General features: G+C 71.5%; 17 protein-coding genes. 8 read left to right on the top strand and 9 right to left on the bottom strand.

Annotated features, from left to right (window positions below; genetic code table 11):
- Positions 1 to 135: 135 nt before the first annotated feature.
- Together AB0K36_RS33620 and AB0K36_RS33615 are read right to left on the bottom strand one after the other, a co-directional pair.
- Complete coding sequence (locus AB0K36_RS33620) at positions 136 to 621, bottom strand: AAA family ATPase (protein ID WP_364601447.1); 486 nt, start codon at positions 619 to 621, stop codon at positions 136 to 138.
- Between the two features lie 157 nt (positions 622 to 778).
- A complete protein-coding gene (locus AB0K36_RS33615; protein ID WP_364601445.1) occupies positions 779 to 970 on the bottom strand; it encodes a DUF2795 domain-containing protein in 192 nt (63 codons plus the stop codon).
- 254 nt (positions 971 to 1,224) lie between these two features.
- On the opposite strand from AB0K36_RS33615, the gene AB0K36_RS33610 reads away from it, so the two are divergent.
- Positions 1,225 to 2,451 (top strand): PP2C family protein-serine/threonine phosphatase, encoded by a 1,227-nt coding sequence (locus AB0K36_RS33610; RefSeq protein ID WP_364601448.1) that lies wholly within the window; start codon positions 1,225 to 1,227, stop codon positions 2,449 to 2,451.
- A 104-nt stretch (positions 2,452 to 2,555) separates the two neighbouring features.
- On the opposite strand, the gene AB0K36_RS33605 is transcribed toward AB0K36_RS33610, so the two are convergent.
- Positions 2,556 to 2,783, bottom strand: a complete 228-nt coding sequence (locus tag AB0K36_RS33605) for a hypothetical protein (RefSeq protein WP_364601443.1) — start codon at positions 2,781 to 2,783, stop codon at positions 2,556 to 2,558.
- Positions 2,784 to 3,039: 256 nt separating this feature from the next.
- Here AB0K36_RS33605 and AB0K36_RS33600 point away from each other — a divergent pair, with 256 nt between their 5' ends.
- Both AB0K36_RS33600 and AB0K36_RS33595 read left to right on the top strand, forming a co-directional pair.
- Complete coding sequence (locus AB0K36_RS33600) at positions 3,040 to 4,377, top strand: SGNH/GDSL hydrolase family protein (RefSeq protein ID WP_364601441.1); 1,338 nt, start codon at positions 3,040 to 3,042, stop codon at positions 4,375 to 4,377.
- An 85-nt stretch (positions 4,378 to 4,462) separates the two neighbouring features.
- A complete protein-coding gene (locus AB0K36_RS33595; RefSeq protein ID WP_364601439.1) occupies positions 4,463 to 6,109 on the top strand; it encodes a GMC oxidoreductase in 1,647 nt (548 codons plus the stop codon).
- A gap of 36 nt (positions 6,110 to 6,145) precedes the next feature.
- Here the strand turns inward: AB0K36_RS33595 and AB0K36_RS33590 are convergent, their stop codons facing one another.
- From AB0K36_RS33590 to AB0K36_RS33580, 3 genes are all read right to left on the bottom strand, one after another.
- Positions 6,146 to 6,625, bottom strand: a complete 480-nt coding sequence (locus AB0K36_RS33590; protein ID WP_364601437.1) for a carboxymuconolactone decarboxylase family protein — start codon at positions 6,623 to 6,625, stop codon at positions 6,146 to 6,148.
- The gene (locus AB0K36_RS33585) at positions 6,622 to 7,701 is read right to left on the bottom strand and encodes an NAD(P)H-dependent amine dehydrogenase family protein (RefSeq protein WP_364601435.1); all 1,080 of its coding nucleotides are present in this window, start codon (positions 7,699 to 7,701) and stop codon (positions 6,622 to 6,624) included. The genes AB0K36_RS33590 and AB0K36_RS33585 overlap by 4 nt, the downstream gene beginning before the upstream one ends.
- A gap of 129 nt (positions 7,702 to 7,830) precedes the next feature.
- Positions 7,831 to 8,682, bottom strand: a complete 852-nt coding sequence (locus tag AB0K36_RS33580) for an EamA family transporter (protein WP_364601433.1) — start codon at positions 8,680 to 8,682, stop codon at positions 7,831 to 7,833.
- 133 nt (positions 8,683 to 8,815) lie between these two features.
- Here AB0K36_RS33580 and AB0K36_RS33575 point away from each other — a divergent pair, with 133 nt between their 5' ends.
- The 3 genes from AB0K36_RS33575 to AB0K36_RS33565 all read left to right on the top strand — a co-directional run bounded on the left by AB0K36_RS33575 (position 8,816) and on the right by AB0K36_RS33565 (position 11,593).
- Positions 8,816 to 9,412, top strand: coding sequence for a gamma carbonic anhydrase family protein (locus tag AB0K36_RS33575; RefSeq protein ID WP_364601431.1), 597 nt, complete (start codon positions 8,816 to 8,818; stop codon positions 9,410 to 9,412).
- A gap of 128 nt (positions 9,413 to 9,540) precedes the next feature.
- On the top strand, positions 9,541 to 10,371 hold the full coding sequence (locus AB0K36_RS33570) for an SDR family NAD(P)-dependent oxidoreductase (protein ID WP_364601429.1): 831 nt from the start codon (positions 9,541 to 9,543) through the stop codon (positions 10,369 to 10,371).
- 151 nt (positions 10,372 to 10,522) lie between these two features.
- The gene (locus tag AB0K36_RS33565; RefSeq protein ID WP_364601427.1) at positions 10,523 to 11,593 is read left to right on the top strand and encodes an alkaline phosphatase D family protein; all 1,071 of its coding nucleotides are present in this window, start codon (positions 10,523 to 10,525) and stop codon (positions 11,591 to 11,593) included.
- Between the two features lie 128 nt (positions 11,594 to 11,721).
- Here the strand turns inward: AB0K36_RS33565 and AB0K36_RS33560 are convergent, their stop codons facing one another.
- The 3 genes from AB0K36_RS33560 to AB0K36_RS33550 all read right to left on the bottom strand — a co-directional run bounded on the left by AB0K36_RS33560 (position 11,722) and on the right by AB0K36_RS33550 (position 14,013).
- Positions 11,722 to 12,282: a hemerythrin domain-containing protein gene (locus AB0K36_RS33560; RefSeq protein ID WP_189472012.1), complete on the bottom strand. Its 561-nt coding sequence runs from the start codon at positions 12,280 to 12,282 to the stop codon at positions 11,722 to 11,724.
- Between the two features lie 178 nt (positions 12,283 to 12,460).
- Entirely contained in the window at positions 12,461 to 13,402 is a 942-nt protein-coding gene (locus AB0K36_RS33555) for a carbohydrate kinase family protein (protein ID WP_364601425.1), read from the bottom strand.
- On the bottom strand, positions 13,399 to 14,013 hold the full coding sequence (locus tag AB0K36_RS33550; protein ID WP_364601423.1) for a TetR/AcrR family transcriptional regulator: 615 nt from the start codon (positions 14,011 to 14,013) through the stop codon (positions 13,399 to 13,401). The genes AB0K36_RS33555 and AB0K36_RS33550 overlap by 4 nt, the downstream gene beginning before the upstream one ends.
- A 46-nt stretch (positions 14,014 to 14,059) precedes the next feature.
- On the opposite strand from AB0K36_RS33550, the gene AB0K36_RS33545 reads away from it, so the two are divergent.
- Both AB0K36_RS33545 and AB0K36_RS33540 read left to right on the top strand, forming a co-directional pair.
- Positions 14,060 to 14,920: an alpha/beta fold hydrolase gene (locus tag AB0K36_RS33545; protein WP_364601421.1), complete on the top strand. Its 861-nt coding sequence runs from the start codon at positions 14,060 to 14,062 to the stop codon at positions 14,918 to 14,920.
- Positions 14,921 to 14,968: 48 nt separating this feature from the next.
- Positions 14,969 to 16,246 (top strand): amidohydrolase, encoded by a 1,278-nt coding sequence (locus AB0K36_RS33540; protein ID WP_364601419.1) that lies wholly within the window; start codon positions 14,969 to 14,971, stop codon positions 16,244 to 16,246.
- Positions 16,247 to 16,400: the final 154 nt, after the last annotated feature.

Here is a 16,400-nt window from a genome sequence, read left to right as displayed (position 1 = left end):
CCTCGCCCAGCACGGGGATGCCGTCGCCGATCCGGAAGAGCGGGCGCCAGCCGCGGCGGTCGACAGGCGGCGGACCCGCCGGTCGACCGGGCGTCAGCCGTTCAGGGCGCCCGGCCGACGGATTCGGGACGCCGGTCAGTCCGGCGTCCCGACAGGCCTCGTCACGAAGCCGCCCTTCCCGTCGAACCGGACTTCCACCACGGCGTCGAAGCCGTCCGCGGTCGTCGGCTCGCGCAGTCGGCTGCGTGTGGCGTGGATCCCGACATCGGGTACCCGCGCCCGGCCCTCACGCGCCGCGTTGCGTCGCAGGGACCCGGTGACGTCCGGGGGGAACCAGTACGCCGTCACCCGGACACCGTGGGCACGGGCCACACGGATGAGCGGGGTCCACTCCTCGAGCGAAGGGTTGGTGTTGTCGACGGCCACCGGGCTGCCGGACACGAGCAGGTCCTCGATGAGCCGCATCTGCCGTTGCTGCTTGCGCCGGGCCGAGCGCGGAAAGAGGTCCTTGCTCACCAGCGCGTAGCGTCCGGAGAGGTTCTCCCTGTAGAAGGTCGACTTCCCGGACGCCTGCAGTCCGACGAGGACCGCCATCTCCGGTCGTGCACCGTTCGTGTCCACTTGGTCGAGCCTCTCACCGCCGCCGGCCGCACGTCCCGGCGTCCCGGCTAACCGTCCTCGTGGCGGGACGCCCCGTACGCATCATTGCGGCCGCGCACTGCCCGGTGGGGGTGAGTGCGCGGCCGCGGTTCGGACTGCCGCCGGGTGAACGGCCGGCTCAGGATTCCTTGCTGACCTCCTTGCTCACGGCGGCCGGCGAGTCGTACCTCTTGCTCGGCAGGGAGTCGAGGGCGGACATGATGTCCTTGCCCGCTCCGTGCTTGCTCGCCTGGTCGACGATCTCTTCCTTCGACGCGGGGTAGTTCACGCCGCCGAGGGCCTTCTGCATTTCGATGGGGTTCACGTCCATGAGCCGATGGATACCCCTGGCTGTCGAAGACGGACACGGACGGCCCACGAGTCACCCCAATGGAGCGCGGCCCGGCGCTCCGGCGACTCGGACGGAGGCGACCGCGGCCGGACCGACGGCCGTGCGTCGCCTCCGCCGCCGGGGAATCGGTGTGGGACCGTGGAAAAGACCAGGCACGGGGCCCAGCGGCTCCTGACGGTTCATGGACGAGGGTGCGTGGTGACGTGAGCGACGGCGACACGGACGTGCGGCGCATGCTGGTGGGGTTGCTCGCCGACAGCCATGTGATGTCCTTCGACGACCTCCCAGAGCTGGTGTCCCGGCACGCGGCGGCTGCGGGCCTCACCGATGTCCGGATCTACCTGGGCGATCTCCAGCGGGATGTGCTGCGGCTGCTTTCCGCGGAGGGTCGGCAGGCTGAGCGGAAGCACCCGGCCGAGGTGCCCGTCGAGGGCTCCGTGGCCGGGCGGGCCTACCAGTACGGCAGTATCACGGCCGGCGCGACCGGCACGGACGGCGCACGTTCCTGGTGGATGCCGTTGCTCGACGGCACCGAGCGGCTCGGGGTGCTGTATGTGACGGCGCCGGCCGACGACGCGAGTGCCCAGGAGGTCATGCTGGCGCTGGCCTCGCTGGTGGCGATGCTGGTGGTCAGCTGCCGGGTCACGAGCGACTCCTACGCCCGCCTCAGCCGCAGCGAAGCGATGAACGTGGCCGCGGAGATGCAGTGGCAGCTGATGCCGCCGCGCACCTACGCGGACGGCCGGGTCACCATCGGAGCCGTGATGGAGCCCGCCTACCAGGTGAGCGGCGACGCCTACGACTACGCCACCGCCGGGAACATCGTCCACCTGTCCGTCTTCGACGCCATGGGGCACGACACCGCGGCCGGTCTGACCGCGAACCTCGCCGTGGGCGCCTGCCGTAACCGCCGCCGCCAGGGAGCCGGCCTCGCCGACCTGGGAGACGCCATCGAGACGGTGATCCTCGAACAGTTCGGGCACAACCGCTACGTCACCGGGATCCTCGCCGATCTCGACACCACCACCGGCGTCCTCACCTGGACCAGCAGGGGGCATCACCCCCCGGTCGTCATCCGCGGCGGACGCTGGAGCAGCCCGCTGGACTGCCCTCCCTCGCACCCCATGGGCAGTGACCTGGACCTGCCGACCACGGTGTGCAGAGAGCATCTGCAGCCGGGCGACCGCATCGTCCTCTACACCGACGGCATCACCGAAGCACGCACGGCTGCCGGTGTGGAGTTCGGACTCGCCGCATTCGTCGACTTCCTGATCCGCCACCACGCCGACGGCCTGCCGGTGCCGGAAACCCTGCGCCGGCTGATGCGCGCGGTCCGGCAGCACCACAACGACCGGCTCCAGGACGACGCCACCATCCTGCTGTGCGAATGGCTCGGCCCGGAGAGGCTCTCCACCGCGAGAACCGCCCCGGTGGCCGGAGTGCCCCTGCCGGAACACTGAGACCGCCGACGGGGCGGCTCACCGGGCGGTGGGGGGCGGCCCGATCGGGGCGGTTCGACCTGACGGGTCCGGCGGGAGGGAGGGGCGCGACGCCGTACGTCCCGTCAGGAGCCCTCTTCGTCGTCCTTCTGCACCCCCTCCAGGGACTCCCCGCTGCCCGTACCGCGGGAGTTGTAACCCTCAGTAGCGCTCGCTGTCCCAGGAACCGTGCGCTCCTGTGGCTGCTGCTCGCGTCCCGAGTGCGCTCCCGGGCCGCGGTCGGCCCGTGGCTCGTGTTCCCTGTCCTGGTGGCGTTCCGGGTCGTTCTGCGGAGACTTCTCGGTTCCGGCCATGGACGCTGCACTCCCTTCCCGTTCCGGACGGAGAGCCGTTCCTGCTTCTGACGTGTGTTCGGTGTACCCCGTTGCCGAAGACGCATGTCCGGGCGGTGCGGCAGTCACGTCGAGGCCGCGCCGAGCATCAGTCGGACACAGGGCCCTTGATGCCCGACACCCGTCTGATGCCCGGGCGCCGGACCCGCTGGCAGGGTTTTCCGGGTCACCGGACGAACCGGTGCTCCTCAGAGAGGCCACGCGACCCATGAAGCGAATGTCACCAGCCCTCGGCACGGCGGCCGCCGGGATGGTCGCCGCTGTCGTCACCGCGACGTCGTCGCTGACCGGGGCCGTGCACCCGCTGTCCGGCGAGGTCCCCTCCCGCCCCGCCGCGAGCGAGCACCACTCGGCCGGACAATGGCTGCACACCTGGGTGTCGATGCCGCAGCTGACGGAGCCCGGCAACATGCCACCCGCGCCGTTCACCCGGCCCGGCCTGGTGCTGGCCGACAGCACGGTGCGGCAGACCGTGCACGTGTCGACGGGCGGGCAGCGGCTGCGGCTGCGGTTCTCCAACGCCTTCGGTGGCACGGCGCTGCCCATCACCGCCGTGTCCGTGGCTCTTCCCGTCGACGGACGGGCAGGAGTCAGCGGCATCCGGCCGGGATCCTCGCGGCCGGTGACCTTCGAGGGGCGCTCCTCTGTCACCGTTCCGGTGGGGGCGCAGGCGGTCTCCGACCCGCTGGGCTTCGATCTGAAGCCCGGTTCCAACCTCACCGTGACGGTCTATCTGGCCGAGGGGCAGGCGTCGGAATCCATCACCTCCCACCCCGGCTCCCGGACCACCACGTATCTGAAGGCCGGCGACCACGCGCGGGACACGGAGCTGCCCGGGGCGACCGGTACGGACCACTGGTACTTCCTCAGCGGTGTCGAGGTGTGGTCGCCCCGGGCGACCGGGGCCGCCGTGGTGCTCGGCGACTCGCTGACCGACGGCCGCGGTTCCACCACCAACCTGAACGACCGCTGGCCGGACCTGCTGCTGCGGCGACTCCAGTCCCGGCGGGGTACGGCGGACACCGCGATCCTCAACCAGGCGGCAGGCGGCAACCGGGTGCTCAACGACGGCCTCGGGCCCAACGCCCTGGCGCGGCTGGACCGTGACGTCCTGGCGTCCAGCGGTGTGGAGTGGCTGGTGGTCTTCGAGGGGGTGAACGACATCGGTACGGCCGCGGCGACCCCTGCCGCGCAGAAGGAGGTGGTGGACGAACTGACGGCGGCCTACGGCCAGATCGTCACCCGGGCGCACGCCCAGGGCATACAGGTGTACGGGGCGACGCTGACCCCCTTCGGAGGCAACGCCGGCTACGACGACGCCGACGGCCACCGCGAAGCCTCCCGCCAGGCCGTCAACAACTGGATCCGCACCAGCGGCCGTTTCGACGGAGTGATCGACTTCGACAAGGTGGCGCGCGACCCGGACAGCCCCCGGCAGTTGCTCCCGGCCTTCGATGTCGGCGACCACCTGCACCTGAACCCGACGGGGTATCAGGCGCTCGCCGACGCCGTGCCCGCGTCCCTGTTCCGGCAACGGCCGCTGCCGCGGGACTGACGAAGTTACCTTCAGGTATGCCGTGACTTCATGCATGCGTAGCAGTAGAACGTGTTCCCATTCACTCAAGAGTGAGGAACATCACATGAACGCTGTGCCCTTACAGGGTCCCGGTGGTAGAGGTCCGTCGCGCCGTCAGCTCTTAGCGGGAACCAGTTCTATTCTTGGGGCCGCGATCCTCACGGGTCACGGCCCCGCAGCGGCCCACGCGACCGCCGCCCTCCCCGCCGCCCCGATCCCCGACGGGGCACACGTCGCCGCTCTGGTCATCGGCACCGGATACGGGGGCTCGGTCGCCGCCCTGCGCCTGGCACGGGCGGGCGTCGACGTCCACATGATCGAGATGGGGATGTCGTGGGACACCGCCGGACCGGACGGCAGGATCTTCGCCAACACCACGAGGCCCGACCACCGTTCCTTCTGGCTGCGCACTAGGACCAAGCAGCCGCTCAGCGGCTTCCTGGGCTTCCCGCTCGACAAGGACGTCCCCCGCTACACCGGCATCCTCGACGCGGAGGAGTTCGGCGGCATCACGGTCTACCAGGGCCGCGGTGTCGGCGGTGGCTCGCTGGTGAACGGCGGCATGGCCGTGACGCCCCGGCGTGAGAACTTCCCGGCCGTCCTGCCGTCGGTGGACGCCGACGAGATGTACGACGTCTACTACCCGCGCGCCAACGCCGCGCTGGGCGTCGGCGTCGTCGACCAGGGCTGGTGGGAGTCCGCGGCCTGCTACCAGTACGCCCGGGTCGGGCGGAAGCACGCCGAGCGTTCCGGCTTCCCGTTCGTCATGGTGCCGGGCGTGTACGACTGGGACTACCTGGAGCAGGAAGCCGCGGGAACCGTTCCCGCGTCGGCCCTGGCGGGCGAGGTCCTCTTCGGCAACAACCACGGCAAGAAGTCGCTGCCGAAGACCTACCTCGCCCGTGCCGCGGCGACGGGCAGGGTCTTCGTCTCGCCGCTGCACAAGGTCACCTCCGTGGCACCGGCCGGCGGTGGCGCCTACACGGTCGTCATGGAACAGCTGAACACCGGCGGTGACGTCACCGCGGTCAAGGCCGTCACCGCGGACAAGGTGTTCTTCGCGGCCGGCAGCGTCGGCACCGGCAAACTGCTCACCCGGCTGAAGGCCACCGGCGTACTGCCCGGCCTCAACGGCGAGATCGGAAGGGGCTGGGGCGACAACGGCAACGTCATGTGCGGCCGTGCCAACCACATGTGGGACCCGACCGGCACACTCCAGGCGTCCATGCCCACCGCGGGCATCGACAACTGGCGTGCCGGCGGCGCGTTCGCCGAGGTCGCCCCCCTGCCCACCGGGATCGAGACCTACGCGTCCTTCTACCTGTCCATCACCAGGAACCCGCACCGCGCCGCGTTCTCCTGGGACGCGGCCGCCGGCAAGGTCGTGCTCGACTGGCAGACCTCATGGAAACAACCCTCCATCGACGCCGCCAGGACGATCTTCGACAGGATCAACGCCAAGGAAGGGACGATCTACCGGACCGACCTCTTCGGCGCGTACAAGATCTGGGGCGACCACCTCACCTACCACCCGCTGGGAGGCGCCGTACTCAACCGGGCGACGGACAACTACGGCCGCCTCCACGGCCATCCGGGGCTCTACGTCATCGACGGCTCGCTGATCCCCGGCAACACCAGCGTCAACCCGTTCGTCACCATCACGGCGCTCGCGGAACGCAACATCGAGAAGATCATCGCCACGGACCTGTGAGGCGACGGCCGGTGCGACCGGCCCGCCTCGGCCGGCTCAGTGACCGGGGAGCACGCACATGGTGTCCAGCCCCAGCACCTGGTTGAGCCGGCCGAACGCCAGCCACGCACCGATGCTCATGCTCAGCTCCACGATCTCGGTCTGGCTGTAGTGCGCGGTCATCCGGCTCCAGAACCCGTCGTCGAGGCCGTGGTGGTCGGTGGCGTACCGCTCCGCGTACTCGGCGGCCAGCCTGGTGCGGTCGTCGAAGGCGTCGGTGGTGCGCCAACCGGTCACCGCGTCGGCGAAGCCGTCCTCGACCGTGCGGCCGTCGCGTTCGGTCCGCCAGTCGAGGCAGAAGGAGCAGCCGTTGATCTGCGCGATCCGCAGCCGTGCGGCCTCGAACTCCCGCAGGCCGAGGGTGGTGTGGGCGTACACCGCCAGGGAGAGGCCGGAGGCGGCCGTGCCGATGCCGGGGACCATCTCCCCCCACACGTACTCGATCGGGTTCCTGCCCTCGGGGATGTCGAGGTTCATCGTCGTCTCCTTCCCAGTCTGCCGACGGCCGGGCGCAGTGGGACGTCGAGCGCGTCGTAGAGTCCCGGCGGCGCGTCCACGAGCCAGTCGACGGCGCTCACCAGCCGGCCCACCGCGGTGGCGTTACCGCCCGCGGACCGGTTCTCGTCCTCGTCGGTGGCCTCGACCGTGACCTCGATGCGCGGACGGCCCTCGATGATCACCCGGTGCGCGCCCGTGCCGTCGGGCGGCGCCGGCCAGCCGGGCGCGCAGGACGGGTGGATGCGGGTGATGTGCTCGACGACGATGCGGGGTTCGCCGCCGACGATTCCCTGCACCTCGAAACGCACCGCGCCCTGGGTGCCGGCCTCGAACCCGCCCATCGTCCTGGTGCTCACGGTGGCGTCCAGCGGACAGCGTTCCAAGGTCTCGCGGATCTCGTCGAGTTCGACGTCGAGAGCTCTCGCCATCAGCCGTATCTGCCCGCCCCACACCATGGTCGGGACCGTCGGCGCGAGCATCGGCGGCGCGTAGTCCATCGGCATCCCCATGCCGATCAGATACCGGACCGAGTCGGGCTGGTCGTACGTCGAGTAGTCGAAGATCTCCTGGCAGCGGATCGCGTCCACGGTGGTGCCGAGCCCGCTGATCAGCAGGGGCAGCACGTCGTTGCCCCACCCGGGATCGACGCCGGAGACGAACAGCGAACCGCCGCCCGCCTCGACGGCGGCCAGCACCGGGTCCCGCAACTCCGCGGGGGCGCTCCGCGGGTCGTAGAGGGCGTACATCGACGGGGTGACGACGACGGCCCCGGCCCTGATCGCCCGGACGACGTCGGCGAGCGCCTCGTCGGGGCGGATGTCCCCGGTCGCCGCGTACACCACCGCCCGCGGACCGGCGGCCAGCACCGCCTCGATGTCGTCGGTCGCCGCGATCCCCAGCCGGTGACCGAGACCGCCCAGTTCACCCGCGTCACGGCCCACCTTGGCGGGGTCGTGGACGATGACGGCGCTGAGTGCCAGCGCGGGGTGCGCCGCCACGGCACGGATCGCCGCACGGCCTGTGTTGCCCGTTCCCCAGACCACCGTGGAAATCATGCGCCGGAGGGTAACGCCGACACCTGAAGGTTCCTAGAGCCATGACGGCGGGCATTCGCCCGGTCGCCCGGTCGTCTTCCAGCCGGCCTTGTCCTGCCGTGCGGCGTACGGCCCGGGCCGAAGCGACCGTCAGCCCAGAGCGAGAAGGACGACCGCGGCCGTCGCGCTCACGAGGCCGGTCACCTGCCACCGGGTGACTCTCTCGCCCAGCAGCGCGAGCCCGAGGACCGTGGGGACGGCCGGGTAGAGGGAGGCCAGGACGACGGCGACGGCCAGCATCTGCTGCTGCGCCGCCCAGAGGTAGAGGATCAGAGCGAGGGCCGCTCCCGCCCCGATGATGAGCGCCTGCCCCTGGAGCCGCGCCGGTCGGCGGAATTCGGCAGCGTGCCGCCACGCGCTCGGTACGAGGAGGGCGACGGCCGCGAGGCGGCCGGCGGCAACGGGCCACAGGCCGCTGACGGCGTCGGCCTGGGCGAGACCGATGTACTGCACCGCCACGCCCAGACTGGCGATCAGACCGTCCGTCACCCCGTGCCCCGTCCGCGTCGCCTCTCCGCCGTCCCGCGCGCCCCTGCTCCCACCGGCGACCAGCCACAGCGCCGGTACGGTGACGCAGATGCCCGCCCAAGCGGTGGCGGTCGGCCGGTCCCCCAGGAACCACACCCCGCACAGAACGGAAAGAGCCACACCCGTCACGGCACTCACCGGTACGACGACGCTCATCGACCCACGGCTCAGGCCCCGGTTGAGGAACAGCATGGCTGTCCCGCTGCCGGCACCGGACACCGCACCCCACAGCAGGTCGGCGGACCGGACGGAGTCCGCGGGAAGGACGAGCGCGGCGACCAGGGCGAGGAGCAGGCCGCCGACCTGACCGAGAAACGTCACCACAGCGAAATGGACCCGGCGCGAGAGCAGACCGCCGGCGAAGTCGACGACGCCGTAACAGACTGCCGAAGCCAGCGCGAGAAGTGCACCCATCCGCTCACAGTGCCCCGCTGGGACGCCGGGATGTGGTTCCCGCGCCCCGTGTGCACCACCGGCCGCTCGACGCCTTGGCTGCGCCGGGGCCTGTCCGGTGGGTCAGGGGACGGCAGGCCCTAATCTCGGGGACATGCTGATCGAACACCGCGGCAGGAGCCCTGTGGTTCCCCCGTCCGCCTATGTCGCTCCCTCGGCCGTCCTGTGCGGGGCCGTCGTCCTGGGGGAGCGGGCACGTGTGCTGCACGGCGCGGTCCTCACCGCGGAGGACGGCGAAGTGCGCACGGGAGCGGACGTGGTGGTGATGGAGCATTCACTGGTCCGCGGCCGGGCGGGGCATCCGGCCGTACTGGGGGACGCGGTGCTCGTCGGTCCGCACACCCATGTCAACGGTGCGACCGTCGAGGACGAGGTCTTCTTGGCGACAGGCGCGTCGATCTTCCCCGGCGCGGTGGCCGGGGCGCGCTCGGAGCTGCGGATCAACAGCGTGCTGCACGTCAACTCCCGGCTGGCGCCTGGGACGGTCGTCCCGATCGGGTGGATCGCCGCCGGAGATCCGGCCGAGCTGTTCTCCCCGGACCGGCACGACGAGCTGTGGGCCAAGCAGCGGGACCTCGACTTCCCGGGCACCGTCTACGGGCTTCCGCGAGGAACCGGGATGCGCACCCTCATGGCCCGTCAGACCGACTACTACGGAGCCCACATGGACGACCGGCCGCTGAACGGCTGACCTGGCGTTCCGGTGAACACGGGAGGCAGGCACCGGTGCACAGGGAGCGCGCCCCTGAGCCTGGTGGTGGTGACACCAGGCTCAGCACACACTCCCTGCCCCCTCGCCCGCCGGCCAGGATGACCGGCATGAACCGACCCACCACTCTGATCACCGGCGCGACCCAGGGCCTGGGCCGCGGGATCGCGCTCGACCTCGCACGCCGCGGCGGCACCGTGCTGCTCCACGGCCGTGACCGGGTACGCCTCGACTCCGTTGCGGCCGAGGTACGGGCGACCGCACCCGAGGCCACCGTGCGCACCTATCTCGCCGACCTGGCGGACCTCCGCCAGGTACAGGCGATGGCCGCGCGGATCCTGGTCGCGGAACCGCGGCTCGACGCACTGGTGAACAACGCCGTCGCCGGCGGCGGCACCGAGCCGTTGCGGCGCGAAGTGAGCGCCCAGGGGCACGAGTTGCGCTTCGCCGTCAACCACTTGGCGCCGTACGCCCTGGTCCGTGGCCTGCTGCCCCTCCTGACCTCCTCCGCGCCCGCTCGCGTGGTCAACGTCGCCTCGATCGGGCAGGAACGCATCGACTTCGACGACGTCATGCTGGAGCGCGGCTACGAGGGGCTGCGCGCCTACTGCCGCAGCAAGCTCGCACTGATCATGGCGACCTTCGAACTGGCCGGGGAACTCGCCGGCACGCGTGTCACCGTCAACGCCGTGCATCCGGCGCACCTGATGGACACCCAAGGGGTGCGGGACTACGGCCTCACACCCGTCATCGGCGTCGAGGAAGGAGTCAGGCCGACCGTACGGCTGGTCACCGACCCGGAGCCGGCCGGCGTGACGGGCCGCTACTTCGACCGGTTCACCGACTCCCGCGCCCACGAGCAGGCTTACGACGCCGAGGCCCGCAAGCGCCTCATGGAACTGACGGATCGTCTCGTCGAAGAGGCGCACGCCGGGCGTTGAGCGGCCGCCGGGCCGGGGCAGGCCGGACCCCGGCCGATGGGTGTCGTGTTCACGTAACTCTGGGAATCCGGCCACCACGCGGGCGGCCGCGTGACACCGGCCCACTGAAGACTTCCCGGCGGTTCGCAGTCGAACAGCCAAGGAGGACCTTGTGGGCGCACGTCCCGTATCCCGGCGGCAGTTGCTCGGCTTCGGCGGTGCGGGCGCCGCCGCGCTGCTGCTCGGCACCGGCGAGGTCAAGTCCAACAAGCGCGGGGTGGTCACCGACGCCAAGTTCCACACGGAGACCGTCGACCTCGCCCGCTACCGCCTCCAGTACGGTCTCTACAAGTCCGAGGCCCCGCTCCAGCAGGCGCATGCCCGCTTCCCGTGGATCATGACGTTCGACGACCACGAGGTCGAGAACAACTGGGCCGACGGCATTCCCGAGAAGGACCAGGACCCGCAGGCGTTCACGCAGCGCAGGGCGGCCGCCTTCCAGGCCCTGTACGAGCACGCGCCGCTGCGCCGCGCACAGTTGCCGCAGGGCCCCGATGTGCAGATGTACCGCAGACTCTCCTACGGCAGGCTCGCCGACTTCACGATGCTCGACACCCGGCAGTACCGCGACGACCAGCCCTGCGGCGACGGCCTCTCCGCCGACTGCGCCGACCGCTTCGCCGCCGACCGCAGCCTGCTCGGCGACCGTCAGCGCGACTGGGTGCTGAACGGCTTCAGCCGGTCCGCCGCCCGCTGGCAGGTGCTGGGAAACCAGGCGCCGATGGGCCGGACCGACCACGACCCGGGACCGGGCACGACCGTCTGGATGGACCCCTGGGACGGCTACGTCGCGGAGCGGAACCGTCTCCTCGCGGAGGCGGACGGCCGCGGTGTGCGCAATCTCGTCGTCATCACCGGCGACCGCCACCAGAACTACGCCTGGGACCTCAAGCGTGACTACGAGGACCCCGACTCGGTGACCGTGGGCAGCGAGTTCGTGGGGACGTCCGTCACCAGCGGCGGCGACGGCGCCGACATGACGGCCGAGGGCACCAGGTTCCTCGCGGCCAACCCGCACATGAAGTTCTTCAACGGCCAGCGGGGCTACGTGCGGGTGCGTGTCGAACCCGAGCGCTGGACCAGCGACTTCCGCGTCCTGCCGTACGTGACCCGGCCGGGCGCCCCCGTCTCCACCCGCGCGAGCGTCGTCGTCGAGGACGGTGTACCGGGCGTCCAGGTCTGACGAGCGGCACCGCGTACCCGGACTGGCCGGGTACGCGGTGCGGTCGGGTATGAGGGTGCGGTCGGGTATGAGGGTGCGGTCGGGTATGAGGGTGCGGGCCGGACGGGCGCGTGGCACGGTCCGGGCGCCTAGCCGGTGGCGCGTCCGGTGAGGAGATCGCGGACCCGGTCCACCATGCCCATACCGGGGGCGAGCAGCTTGTTGGCCTGGGCGGTGTCCGGGGTGGAGGGGTGCGGACGGGTCGGGGCGATCTGCTTGGCCCTGCGGACCTTGTCGCCCAGCTCCATCAGCAGGTCCGCGCTGCAGGACTCGGCGAGCAGCGGGAACAGCCGCTTCTCCTCGTCGGCGACATGCGAGGTCACGGCGGACTTCAACTGGGTGATCAGGGTGTCGAACCGGGGGTCGTCGGCCTGGCAGCCCTCGAGCTCCTTGAGCATGCGTTCGATCTGGGCGTGGTCGGAGATCTCCTCGTCCGCCAGGTCGTCGCCGTCGTCGACGAAGCGGCGGACCGCGGGATACAGGTACTCCTCCTCGGCGACGGAGTGCCGGACGAGTTCCTTGGTCAGTTCGTCCGCCAGTTCCCGGCGCCGCGCGTCTCCGGCGGCCTGGGCCTCGATCTCGGCGAACATCTGGTCGACCTCTCGGTGGTCGGCCGTCAGCTCCTGGATGACGTTCCCGCCGTGTGCCATGTCCTGGCGTCCTCTCTCGCTTGCTGCGAAGGATCCCCCCACGGGCGTGGCTGCCGCGCCTCATCGGCGACACTAACGCGGGTACCCCGCTCCGGCGCGCGCACAAGGCGTCGGACACCCTGCGGTTCCGCCACCGGCGGGAAGTTTCGCCGGCAGCCGTTTCAGAGCTGTCGGACCGTCACGAGTCCCCGGTGGCAGGCCGGTCCCCGCCGCCCCGCAGTTCGCGGGCGTACGGAGGTTCGGCCCCGGCCTTCGTGCAGGTGAGCGCCGCGGCCCTGGCCGCGAAGCCCAGCACCTCGCGCCAGCGGCCCGGTGACAGCGACCCGAGCGCTCCCGGCGAGAGCAGCTCGCGCTCGGACAGGGCGTGCAGGAGCGCCGCGTTCACGGTGTCGCCCGCGCCGATGGTGTCCACGACGTGGACCCGCTCGCCGGGGACGGAGAACCGGTCGCCGCCCCGAGTGAGGACCGTGAGTCCGTCCCCGCCACGGGTGAGGACCACCGCCGCGGGCCCGGCGGCGAGCCACGCCCCGACGTCGTCCCCCAGCCAGTCGGCGTCCTCCTCGCTCAGCTTGAGCATCGACACGTGCGGCAGCCAGCTCCTGAACCGGGCCCGGTAGGCGTCCGCGTCCGGAATGAGACCGGGCCGGATGTTCGGGTCGAGCGCGACGAAGACGCCGCGTGCCGCCTCGCGTCGCATCAGCTCCTCGTAGGCGCTCGCGCCCGGTTCGAGGACCAGCGAGCAGGTGCCGAGCGACAGGGCGCGCGTGGCGGCGGGCAGCTCGGGCGGCACGGTGAAGAGCCGGTCCGCGGTGCCCTCGACGTAGAAGGTGTAGGCCGCGGAGCCGCCGGCGCCGATCGCCGCGACGGCCAGTGTGGTGGGCTCGGGGCCGCGCTGTACGAGCGTGGTGTCCACTCCCTCCTCACGCAGCCGCCCGATGAGCGACTCGCCGAAGGCGTCCGTGGAGATGCGGGAGCAGAAGGAGACGTCGTCGCCGAGCCGGCCGAGCGCGACGGCGGTGTTGTAGGGGCCGCCGCCGCGTGCGGGCAGGAGCGGAGCCGGCGGCTCGCCGCCGGTCTGCGGCACGAGGTCGATCAGCGCCTCACCGGCGACGACGATCACAGCGCCTCCCCTTCGGTCCGGCCCGCGACCGGGGGCCGGCCGGCGGCGGCACGGACGATGGCGGCCGCCGCGGGCGCCGCGTCGAGCACCGGGGCCGTGGAGCGGGCGGCGCGGCCGAGCATGAAGGCGCCTTCGAGCAGCGCGATCACCGACCGTGCCGTCGCGCGGGACTCGGCGATGCCGAAAGAGCCGTAGAAGGCGGCGAGGGCGTCGGTCCAGGAGTCGAACACCTCCGCGGTCGCGACCCGCAGTGCCTCGTTGGTGCCCGCGGTCTCCAGGGCGATCGTGGCGATGGGGCACGGGTCCGCGTAGTCGAGGTCGAGCAGGGTCTGCGCCGCCCCGGAGAACGCCTGGGCGGTCGTCTCCGCCGGGTCCGATGCCCGGTCCTGGAACAGTTCGCCGATCAGCGCCAGGTAGGCGGCGCCCGAGGTGCGGACCACGTCCTCGCCGAGCTCGGTCTTGCCGCCGGGATAGAAGTGGTAGGCGGAGCCGTAGGTCGCGTCCGCCGTCGTGAGGATCTGCTTCATGCCCGTGGCCGCGTAGCCCTGACGCCGGAAGAGTTCGGTGGCGGCGGCCAGGATCCGCGCTCGTGTGTCGCCTGTCGTTCTCATCTCGGCTAGTCTCTCACTAGATCGATCGATCTACTAGGGGATGCTGATGCATGAGATCGAACTGAGTGCCGGGATCGTGGAGTACACGGACACCGGCGGAAGCGGCGAGACCGTGGTGCTGGTGCACGGTCTCGGTTTCGACGAGTCGGTGTGGCAGGCGGTGGTGGACGGCCTCCGTGCCGACTTCCGGGTCGTGGTCCCCGTCCTGCCGATGGGGAGCCACCGACGGCCGATGCGCCCGGACGCCGATCTGTCGGCGCAGGGCGTGGCGAACCTGCTGGCCGAGTTCCTCGAACGGCTCGACCTCCGGGACGTCACCCTCGTCCAGAACGACGCCGGTACGGCCCAACTGCTCGTCGGGGTGCGCGACGAGCGGGTCCACCGGCTGGTCCTCACCTCCTGCGAGGCGCTGGAGAACTATCCGCCCGGCGTTCAGGGCAGGACGCTCCAGGTCCTGAGCCGGGTACCGGGCGGCATCTTCCTGCTGCTGCAGTCCTTCCGAATGCCTCTCCTCGTCCGGCTGCCCAACTCGCTCGGCGGCATGGCCCGGCACCCGATCCCGTACGAGCTGGTCCGCCGCTGGTACGGCCCCCTGCTCACCGACAAGCGGATCCGGCGGGACTTCGCCGCCTTCCTCCGCAGCACGCGGAAGGACACCTATCTGCGGGCGGCGGAGCGCCTGCGCGGCTTCCAAGGGCCCGCGCTCGTCGCGTGGGGCGCGGAGGACCGCATGATGCCGCCAGAGACCGGCCGCCGGCTGGCCGCTCTGCTGCCGCGGGGCGAGTACGTCGAGATCCCGGACGCCCGCACCCTCGTCCAGCTCGACAACCCCGACGCCCTCTGCGCCGAACTGCGCCGGTTCATCAAGGAGTCACCCGGTCCACGCCGTCAGGAACCGACCGGCTGAGACAGTGGGCGCGTACGTCTGAGAACCCGTCGTGGAAAGGACGCACCCGTGACCGAGGCACCATCCGTCTTCGCCGGACTGGACGCACGACTCCCCGCCCTGCGCGAGCTCTACCAGGATCTCCACGCACATCCGGAGCTGTCCTTCCAGGAGGTCCGCACGGCGGGGATCGTCGCCCGGTGGCTGCGCGAACAGGGCTGGGACGTGACCGAGGGGGTCGGCGGTACGGGCGTGGTCGGCGTCCTTCGGGTGTCCGACGGGCCCGTGGTCCTGCTCCGGGCGGACATGGACGGCCTGCCCGTGCGGGAGGCCACGGGCCTGCCCTACGCCTCCACGCGCACGGGGGTCGACGCCGACGGCAACGAAGTACCCGTCATGCACGCCTGCGGACACGACATGCACATCACCTGCCTGCTCGGCGCGACGGCTCTGCTGGCCGCCGACCGGGACGCCTGGCGGGGCACCGTCGTCGCCGTGTTCCAGCCGGCCGAGGAGGTCAGCGGGGCGCAGGCGATGATCGACGACGGGTTCGCCGAACGCTTCCCCCGCCCGGACGTGTGCCTCGCGCAGCACGTCGGCCCCATTCCCGCGGGCACCGCCGCGACCAGGCCGGGCGCGGTCATGAGCGCCTCCGACAGCTTCGCCGTACGCCTCTTCGGCCGGGGCGGCCACGGGTCCGCGCCGGAGAACACCGTCGATCCGGTGGTGATGGCCGCGGCGGTCGTGATGCGTCTGCAGACGGTGGTGTCGCGCGAAGTGGGGGCGAACCAGGCCGCCGTCGTCACGGTGGGGTCCCTGCACAGCGGGACCAAGGAGAACATCATCCCGGACACCGCCGAAATGAAGATCAACATCCGCAGCTCCGACCCGGCAGTCCGGACCCGGGTGCTGGCGGCCGTCGAGCGGATCGTACGGGCCGAGGCCCTCGCGGCCGACGCGCCGAAGGAGCCCGAGTTCACCTCGCTCAACAGCTTCCCGCTCACGCTCAACGACCCGGACGCCACCACCACGGCGGTCGCGGGGCTCGAGTCGGTGCTCGGGAAGGACCGGGTCTGGACGCTGCCTCAGCCGATCACCGGCAGCGAGGACTTCGGCGCGTTCGGTTCGGCCATGGGGGTGCCTTCCGTCTTCTGGCACTTCGGCGGAGCGGATCCTCTGCTGTTCCCGGACCCCGATCCGGCGACCCTCGTCGGCGGCGGGCTGCCCCCGGGGGTGGCGTACAACCACTCACCGCAGTACGCGCCCCTCCAGGACCCGACCATCGAACTCGGCGTCCGGGCCCTGCTGGGCGCGGCCGGGCAGTGGCTCGGCGTGAAGACGCCGTAGCGGGGGCCGTCCGGGCCGTCAGGGCCTGACCGTGGCAACGGGTGCGGCGGCCGTCCCGGAACCGGGACGGAGCGCGCCCCCCACCACCGGAGCCTAGCCAGGGGCGGGATCGGGGACGTAGAGGGGCGGGTGGGGGAACAGGAGTCACAACGCG

Source organism: Streptomyces kurssanovii (assembly GCF_040677245.1).
GTDB classification, from domain to species: Bacteria; Actinomycetota; Actinomycetes; order Streptomycetales; family Streptomycetaceae; genus Streptomyces; species Streptomyces kurssanovii.
Note: the sequence above shows the minus strand (reverse complement) of the source record. Positions and strands in the feature narration are given on the sequence as shown.

Excerpts from the sequence above, each read along its gene's own strand:
- AB0K36_RS33615 (WP_364601445.1), bottom strand. The coding sequence starts at position 970 with ATGGACGTGAACCCCATCGAAATGCAGAAGGCCCTCGGCGGCGTGAAC.
- AB0K36_RS33610 (WP_364601448.1), top strand. The coding sequence starts at position 1,225 with ATGCTGGTGGGGTTGCTCGCCGACAGCCATGTGATGTCCTTCGACGAC.
- AB0K36_RS33605 (WP_364601443.1), bottom strand. The coding sequence starts at position 2,783 with ATGGCCGGAACCGAGAAGTCTCCGCAGAACGACCCGGAACGCCACCAG.
- AB0K36_RS33600 (WP_364601441.1), top strand. The coding sequence starts at position 3,040 with ATGTCACCAGCCCTCGGCACGGCGGCCGCCGGGATGGTCGCCGCTGTC.
- AB0K36_RS33595 (WP_364601439.1), top strand. The coding sequence starts at position 4,463 with ATGAACGCTGTGCCCTTACAGGGTCCCGGTGGTAGAGGTCCGTCGCGC.
- AB0K36_RS33590 (WP_364601437.1), bottom strand. The coding sequence starts at position 6,625 with ATGAACCTCGACATCCCCGAGGGCAGGAACCCGATCGAGTACGTGTGG.
- AB0K36_RS33585 (WP_364601435.1), bottom strand. The coding sequence starts at position 7,701 with ATGATTTCCACGGTGGTCTGGGGAACGGGCAACACAGGCCGTGCGGCG.
- AB0K36_RS33580 (WP_364601433.1), bottom strand. The coding sequence starts at position 8,682 with ATGGGTGCACTTCTCGCGCTGGCTTCGGCAGTCTGTTACGGCGTCGTC.
- AB0K36_RS33575 (WP_364601431.1), top strand. The coding sequence starts at position 8,816 with ATGCTGATCGAACACCGCGGCAGGAGCCCTGTGGTTCCCCCGTCCGCC.
- AB0K36_RS33570 (WP_364601429.1), top strand. The coding sequence starts at position 9,541 with ATGAACCGACCCACCACTCTGATCACCGGCGCGACCCAGGGCCTGGGC.
- AB0K36_RS33560 (WP_189472012.1), bottom strand. The coding sequence starts at position 12,282 with ATGGCACACGGCGGGAACGTCATCCAGGAGCTGACGGCCGACCACCGA.
- AB0K36_RS33550 (WP_364601423.1), bottom strand. The coding sequence starts at position 14,013 with ATGAGAACGACAGGCGACACACGAGCGCGGATCCTGGCCGCCGCCACC.
- AB0K36_RS33545 (WP_364601421.1), top strand. The coding sequence starts at position 14,060 with ATGCATGAGATCGAACTGAGTGCCGGGATCGTGGAGTACACGGACACC.